This window comes from Streptomyces calidiresistens, from assembly GCF_014141525.1.
GTDB lineage: Bacteria > Actinomycetota > Actinomycetes > Streptomycetales > Streptomycetaceae > Streptomyces > Streptomyces calidiresistens.
This window is the reverse complement of sequence record NZ_VKHS01000222.1, coordinates 1-6,970: the sequence shown is the minus strand read 5'-3', so window position 1 is coordinate 6,970 and position 6,970 is coordinate 1. Positions and strand designations below refer to the sequence as shown.

Below are 6,970 nucleotides of genomic sequence, written 5' to 3'. Positions count from 1 at the left end.
CTCCGAGACCTCACCGTCGGGACATACGCCGTGCGACGCGATCTGTTCGACCCCGGGGGTGACACGCCGGCCTCGTGGGTGGTGGTGCCGATGCTGCTGGTCCGACGCCGGTGCGACGGCCCCCGGGGGTCGGGGGCCGAGCGCTCCGCCGTCCTGGCTCCCGCGCACCGGGTCCCGGGGGGCATTCGAGCTGTCCGGCGGGGACATCGGCCCCCCTCCGCCGCCGCCCGGAAGAGATCCACCCCCCGTTTGATATCCGTGGTCATTCCGGTGCGCGACGGCGCCGGGACCCTCCCCTCCCAGTTGACCGCGCTGGCCCGACAGACCACCACCGTGCCGTGGGAGGTTCTGGTCGTCGACAACGGTTCGACCGACTCCACCCGGGCGGTGGCCGAGCGAGCCCGTCCCCGGTTTCGGTGTCTGCGGATCATCGATGCCTCCGATCGTCCCGGCGAAAGCCGTGCCCGCAACCGGGGGATCGCGGCCGCCCGCGGTGATTTCATCGCCTTCTGCGACGCCGACGACATCGCCGATCCCGGCTGGCTGGCCGCGTTGGCCGCGGCCGCCCGGGAGAACGACCTGATCGGCGGCTCCCTGGAAACCGCCGTTCTCAGTCCGGGTCGCGCCGATGAAAGCCCCTCACCGATGGACGCGCAAACGGATTTCCTGCCCTTCGCCAGGGGGGCGAACTGCGCCGCGTGGAAGGATGTCCTGACCGCGGTGGGGGGTTGGGACGAGCGTTACCGCGGTGGGGGTGAGGACATGGACCTCTCGTGGCGCGCGGAGCTGTGTGGTTATCGCGTCGGTTACGCGGCCGATGCCGTGATGCACTACCGACTGCGTGATCGGCTCCCCTCACTGGCCCGACAGAAGTGGAACTACGGTCGGTCCGGTGCCCGCCTGTTCGCCGCGTATCGCCATGCCGGCTTCGAACGACGTGACGGCCGAACCATCCTCACGAACTGGTGCTGGTTGCTCCTGCACCTCCCCGATCTGGTTCGGTCCCCCGCCCGGCGACGCCGCTGGGTCCGCTACGCGGCCCGCCTCTCCGGTTTTCTGGCCGGTAGTGTTCGGCAAGGGGTGCGGTATCTGTGACGGGCACCGCCCACCGCCCGGCGCCGGCCTCCCGGCGGGTTCCCGGCACCGTCCCACCCGGCCCCGTCCACGTACCGGCAGCACCTCTCGACGGTCCCCTCGGTGCGGGTCACCGGGTTTCGGCACCCTCCACCGTGGAACCGTGTCCCGCCATGACGAGACAGGTGTCCCGCATGGCGGCGACGATCGCGTGATCCTCGCCCCAGGCGTTGAGTTCCGGTCCCTCCCCGGCTTTCAGGGGTGGTACCGGGACCTGCATGATTTTGGGGTGGATACGACTGACCGGGGTCTCGTATCGTCCCACGAGCGACTCGGTGAGTTTCTCCCCCGGCCGCAGGCCGACGTAGTGGATGGGTAAGTCGGTGTCGGCACAGGCGAGGAGCCTTCGGGCGACATCGAGTATGCGCACCTGTTCCCCCATGTCCAGCACCAGGGCGTGGCCGAGGCTGCCCATCACGGCCGACTGCACGACCAGTTCGACCGCCTCCTCCACGGTCATCAGGTAGCGGGTGACCTCGGGGTGGGTGACGGTCACCGGGCGGCGCTCGGCGATCTGCCGGGCGAAAACGTACAGGAAGGATCCCTGACATCCCAAAACGTTCCCGAAGCGAACGCTCACGAATGACCGGTTGGTCTCGATCGCCGCAGCCGCGGTGAGTCCCTCGGCGATTCGCTTCGAATAGCCGAGAACCCCTGCGGGATCGACGGCTTTGTCGGTCGATATGTTGACGAAATACTCGACACCGGTTTCGACTGCCGCACGGAGAACCGCCCTGGTACCGAAGACATTTGTCTTCACGGCTTCCCCCGGGAAATCTTCGAGAATGGGCACCCATTTGAGCGCCGCCGCATGAAAGACGATTTCCGGACGGCGGTCACGAAACAACCGGGTGAGCGTCCTGGAATCCCTGATGTCCGCCAGGAGAATGGATGGTGGTGTCGGAAGGGATCCCGTGGGCGTGCTCGTGGCGGCCAGGTGCAGAGCCGTTTCGTTGCGATCGAGCATCATGAGGCTCTCCGGCTTCCAGTGGGCGATCTGGCGACACAACTCGGAACCGATGTAACCGCCGGCCCCGGTGACCAGTACACGACGCCCCTTCAGGAATTCTGCACGGCTTTCCAGATCCGTGTGTATTCGTGCCCGCCCGAGTACTCTCTCGACATCGAGACCCGAATTTCCCTCGATCGACGAACCCGCACCCTCCGGCAGGAAAAATTTCTCGAACATGAAGCCGCCCTTCCTGGTTCACGAACCTCTCAGCCGACGTGCCGACGGAACCCGACGGAAAATTCCCCGATGGCCGGGGACGACCCCTCGGAAACTCGATCACATTGCCTTACCGGACACCCGCGGGCGGGAACACATTCCGACAGCAGGGACATTCCGCGCCGTATCGGTGAGCCGTCGTGGGCATGTTCCGCCATGCCATCCGGAGAGCAGCCGGAATCCTCACTCTATCGAGGGACCGGGGGATGCGTACCGTCTTTCTTGCGCCACACCCGGAGGACGCGCACCGGCCTCACGAGACCCCTCCGGCGCCACCGGCGGACGTCCGACCTCATCCCCGGGCGTCGAGGAATTCGTACGCCCCCCGCAACCGGGTGGTGCGCAGGAGGGAACACGTCCGATCCATGGTCAACCGGATGTCCAGGTCGCCGGGGGGCGCCACCTCGCTCCTCAGCCCCGGTGTCAGCCGACGGGGATCCAACCCGTCCCTGCGGGCCAGGAGAACCCCCAACTCGTAACGGTGCATGGCGTCCGGCCCCGCCACGTGGAGGACCCCGGTCGCATCCGACCCGGCGATCTCCACCAGCGCGGCCGCGAGATCGTCCACGTGCACCGGGCACCGGATGTCGTCGGTGAAGAGGACCCCGGCACGACGCCCGGTCGCCATGGCGCGCACGGCCCGTTCATGGGCGGAACGGCCGTGCCCGACGATGAGCGAGGTGCGCACCACCGCGGCGTCGGGCAGGATCGCCCTGACGGCCGTTTCGGCAGCCGCCTTGGCCGCGCCGTAAGGGGAAACGGGGTCCGGGAGGGCTTCCTCGGCATAGTGAACCGCGGCCCCGGAGAAGACGGCGTCGCTGGAGACGTGAACCAACCGACAGCCGATTCCCGCCACCACCATCGCCAGGCGCGCCACGCCGTCGGCCGTGACCGACCAATCCGCGTGACCGCCGGCGGTGTTGATGACCACCGTGGGCGCGATCGCGGTGAGCACCTCCTCGGCTTCCCGGGGGTCGCGGAGATCGACCCGGTGCCAGGTGACCGACGGCACCTCGCCGGCTCCCCTCCGATGGGTGGCCGCCACGTCCCACCCCACGGCCACCGCCCGGCGGAGCACCTCCTGTCCCAGGAATCCGCTTCCTCCGACGACAACCGCTCTCTCCACCATCTCCCCGCTCCCCTCCGCCGTTCGCCGAACCGGACCGGGCCGACTCGTCCACGATGGATCCCGGGGCGCCCCGGGATCCATACCGTGTCGCCCCGTGGCGGAATCCGGACGGCGGGGACGCGCCGACATCGATGTCCGGGCGGCGCGCCGCCGCGGGCGCCCCGTCGGTGCTCCCGCGCCGTTCCGTGAACGGCCGAAGGCCGGGCCATCGACCCTCCTCCAAGGACGAGTGGGTGACGTGAGGTTTCCCGTCGAAGTCCCGCCGACCGGAACGGTGACCGGCTTTTCCCCGCAAGCAGAGGCAAAACCTCCCGGTCCGCGCCTACACTCCGCACCGGGGCGTGATCACCCGACGACCCGTGGTCGACCGCGTCGGCGGATCCCACCGTCGAGCCCCCACCCGAGCATGTTGACAACATCAACGCAAAGACTTGATGCGTGTCAACGGTCACGGTGTACTCCCCCCCCGGGGACGTATCCACGTCGCGTGCGACGGGTTGAGGCGGGAGGGGCCAGTGGGCCCGGAGGCGGTCGGCGGACGGTTCCGGATCACCGGGACCGTGGGGCGCGGGAACACGGGTGAGGTGTACCGCGCCGAGGACATCGAGACCGCCCCCGACTCCCCGCACCGGGAGGTCGCGCGCAAGAGGTGTTGCGCGGCCGGACCGGGATCGCGGTGGACACCTCGGGCGCCGGACAGACCGTCGACCGTTTCCGCCGCGAGGTGCGCATCATGCGGATGCTCTCCCTCGGCCACCCCCACCTCACCCTGCTGATCGACTGCGGCGTGGACGGGGCGGTGCCGGACGCCCCGGCCGGGGGGCGGGGGCCTCCCCTATCCGGTCATGGAGCTGCTGGACGGCCATCCCCTCGCGTACCTCATCGGCGAGGAGCCCCAGCCCCGGTGTCCCGGGTCGCCGCGATCGGGGCGCAGATAGCCTCCGGCCTCACCGCCGCGCGCACCGCCGGGGTCCGTGCACCGCGATCCGAAGCCGGCCAACGTGATGCCGACCGGCGACGGCACCGTGAAGATCCTCGACTTCGGCATGGGCTCGATGGTCGACGACCCCGGCCCCGGCTCACCGAGGGGTTCGCACCGCACGAGATCGGGGTGGGCGCGCGCTTCAACCTCTCCCTGGACGCGGCCGAGAAGAAACCGCGGGCCGCCGACCTTCCCGTGCCGCGGGTCAAGGGGCGCTCCGCTCCGGGAGCCGAGGGAATACGACTGGCGACCATGCACGCCATGAAAGGGCTGGAGTTCCGGGCGGTGTACGTCCCGGGGGGCGGCGAGGGCACCATCCCGTTCGCCAGGGAGATCACCCCGCGTGAGGCGGACCCGTTGCAGCACGAGGCCGACCTGCTGCGGGAACGGTGCCTCCTCTTCGTCGCCTGCGCCCGTGCTCGTGAGGCCCTGAGCGTGACGTGGAGCGGGGAGCCGAGCCCGTTCCTGTCGTCGGCCCCCCGAGGCCCGGTCGGGTCGGTGCGGAGCCTCCGCGGGGCGTCGCACCGGTCTCACTCCTCCGGTGCCGGAGCCCCCGCGGTGAGGCCGTCACGCACGACCTCGGCGAGCCGGCGACTCAGCTCGTCCACTCGACGCATCCCCTCCTCGAACTCGGACAACGCCCGGAAGGCGGAGCCGTACCGCCTTTGCCCGGCGATACCCATGCGCGGGATGCGGGTCCCCCGGACGTCGAGGCGGTGGGTGCCACTGGCGCCGGTGGATCGGCGGGTGTTCGCGGCGCTGCGCAGGAATCCCCGCAGGTAGTCCGTGTCGAGCCGGTCGCTGGTCGAGACCGGCAACCCACCCTGGTACTCCACCGGTCCGGCCCGGATGAGATCGGCGACCCCGGTGGTGGCGCCGTCAAGTGAACCCGTGCCGCCGCCCGGTACGAGCCCGGGCAGCGGTGCGGCGAGACGACGGATCTCCTCCTCCAGTTCCTCGCGCAACGCGACGTACTCGCCGGGATAGTCGCGATGTCGGGCTTCGAGATGGTTCCCGGGGGTCGGATCGACGGTGTCGTCGAGGAGTTCGACCAGCGGCACGTCGACGATCTGCTCGGGACGGGGTTCCGGGAGGTCGTCGGGACCGTTGTCGGTCAGGTCGATCAGGCGCACGGTAAGGACGGTGTGGGCCCCCTCCCCGGGGCCGGGGCGGCGCAGACACCACAGGTGAACGGGCCGGGCACGGGAAGTGGCGGTTCCCGGCGGCAGGGCGACCACCTGACGCACGATGCCCCGGCGCACCGGTTCCGCCCGGATGCGACGCCCCGCCCCGCGGTAGGCGACCGAGGCCGGCATGACCATGAGCACGTGGCCCCCGGGTCGGGCGTGGGCGTAGGCGTGTTGGAGCCAGGCGAGTTCACCCTCGGCCTTGGAGGGGGTGCCGAGTTCCCACCGGGCGTCGAGCAGCAGCTCCTCCCGTCCCCACTCGGTCACGCCGGCCGGTGGATCGCAGACCACCAGATCCGCCCCGAGTCCCTGCCATTGATCCGCGCGCAGGGAATCAGCCGCCAGGACGCGCACGTCCGATCGGCCCATGAGGTCGGCCCGGAGCTGTGCGAAGCGGGCGCTGTCGGGGTCCACCTCCCGGCCCCGGCGCCGCGTCGCGGTGCCGGGGGCGACCGAGAGGAGCAGCATCCCGATGCCGCAGGCCGGGTCGAACACCGTGGCGTCGTCCGGAAGGTCGGGGGCGAAGTGGCGTACCGCCCGCACCACTCGCGCCGGGGTGACCTGATCGGAGCCCGCGCGCCGCGCGGAGTCCATGAACCGCTCGGTCAGGGCGTTCACCACATCGACGGGGGTGTCGCGGCGGGTCATCTCCTCGAGCCGCTCGGCCACCTCGTCCGGCAGTGTCGCCCGGGGCTCCCCGACCGGCACCCCAGCGAGCGCCGCCGGGGCCGTGACCATCTGATCCCCATACGCGGCCCGCACGGCCTGCCACAGCTCGGCCTCGGGGGACACCTCTCGGGTTTGCGCTGCGCGTCCAACCAGCTGCGTACTTCGGCGAGGGCGTAGAGCGGGCTGTTCGCGGCACCCGCCACCGGGGCGGGGAAGTCGTCGTAGCGCCGACGCCAGTTGGAGACGGCTGCCCGGGTGACTCCGGCCAGCCGGGCGATCTCGGCGCCGGTGACCAGGGGGCCGACCGATGAAGCGGCAGTGCCCGTCATGCTTCCAGCGTCTACGGAATCCCTTTCCTTATCCACGGAATGCCATGTTGACGACGTACACAACCTGATACCGGCACTCTCCGCACGGACGCCCTTCTTCGTCGACAAGTCACCCGGCGGGGCGGCGGCCCGGTTCAGTCCCATGGAAGCGCTTCACGCGGGAGACGCATCACATGATCGCCGGACCGCTCCGCCGGGAAGGGGCGAGCTTTCCGCGCGGAGCGGTCACCGCCCTCCCGCGGGTCCACGTCGGATGGCAGCTCTCGCATGGAGTGGGTGTGGTGGGGTGGGTGGTCCGGTAAGAGCGAGCCC

General features: G+C 70.3%; 3 protein-coding genes and 2 pseudogenes. 2 read left to right on the top strand and 3 right to left on the bottom strand.

Going from position 1 to position 6,970, the window contains the following annotated elements; all coding sequences use genetic code 11:
- The first annotated feature begins 90 nt into the window (after window positions 1-90).
- Entirely contained in the window at window positions 91-1,095 is a 1,005-nt protein-coding gene (locus FOE67_RS11560; protein ID WP_228473782.1) for a glycosyltransferase family 2 protein, read from the top strand.
- A gap of 109 nt (window positions 1,096-1,204) precedes the next feature.
- On the opposite strand, the gene FOE67_RS11555 is transcribed toward FOE67_RS11560, so the two are convergent.
- Window positions 1,205-2,323, bottom strand: coding sequence for a polysaccharide biosynthesis protein (locus tag FOE67_RS11555; RefSeq protein WP_182663269.1), 1,119 nt, complete (start codon window positions 2,321-2,323; stop codon window positions 1,205-1,207).
- A gap of 331 nt (window positions 2,324-2,654) precedes the next feature.
- Window positions 2,655-3,491, bottom strand: a complete 837-nt coding sequence (locus FOE67_RS11550) for an SDR family oxidoreductase (RefSeq protein ID WP_182663267.1) — start codon at window positions 3,489-3,491, stop codon at window positions 2,655-2,657.
- A gap of 1,078 nt (window positions 3,492-4,569) precedes the next feature.
- On the opposite strand from FOE67_RS11550, the pseudogene FOE67_RS30620 reads away from it, so the two are divergent.
- Window positions 4,570-4,941: pseudogene (locus FOE67_RS30620) on the top strand (3'-5' exonuclease); the annotation flags it as partial.
- 62 nt (window positions 4,942-5,003) lie between these two features.
- On the opposite strand, the pseudogene FOE67_RS11540 reads toward FOE67_RS30620, so the two are convergent.
- Window positions 5,004-6,658: pseudogene (locus tag FOE67_RS11540) on the bottom strand (N-6 DNA methylase).
- Window positions 6,659-6,970 lie beyond the last annotated feature (312 nt).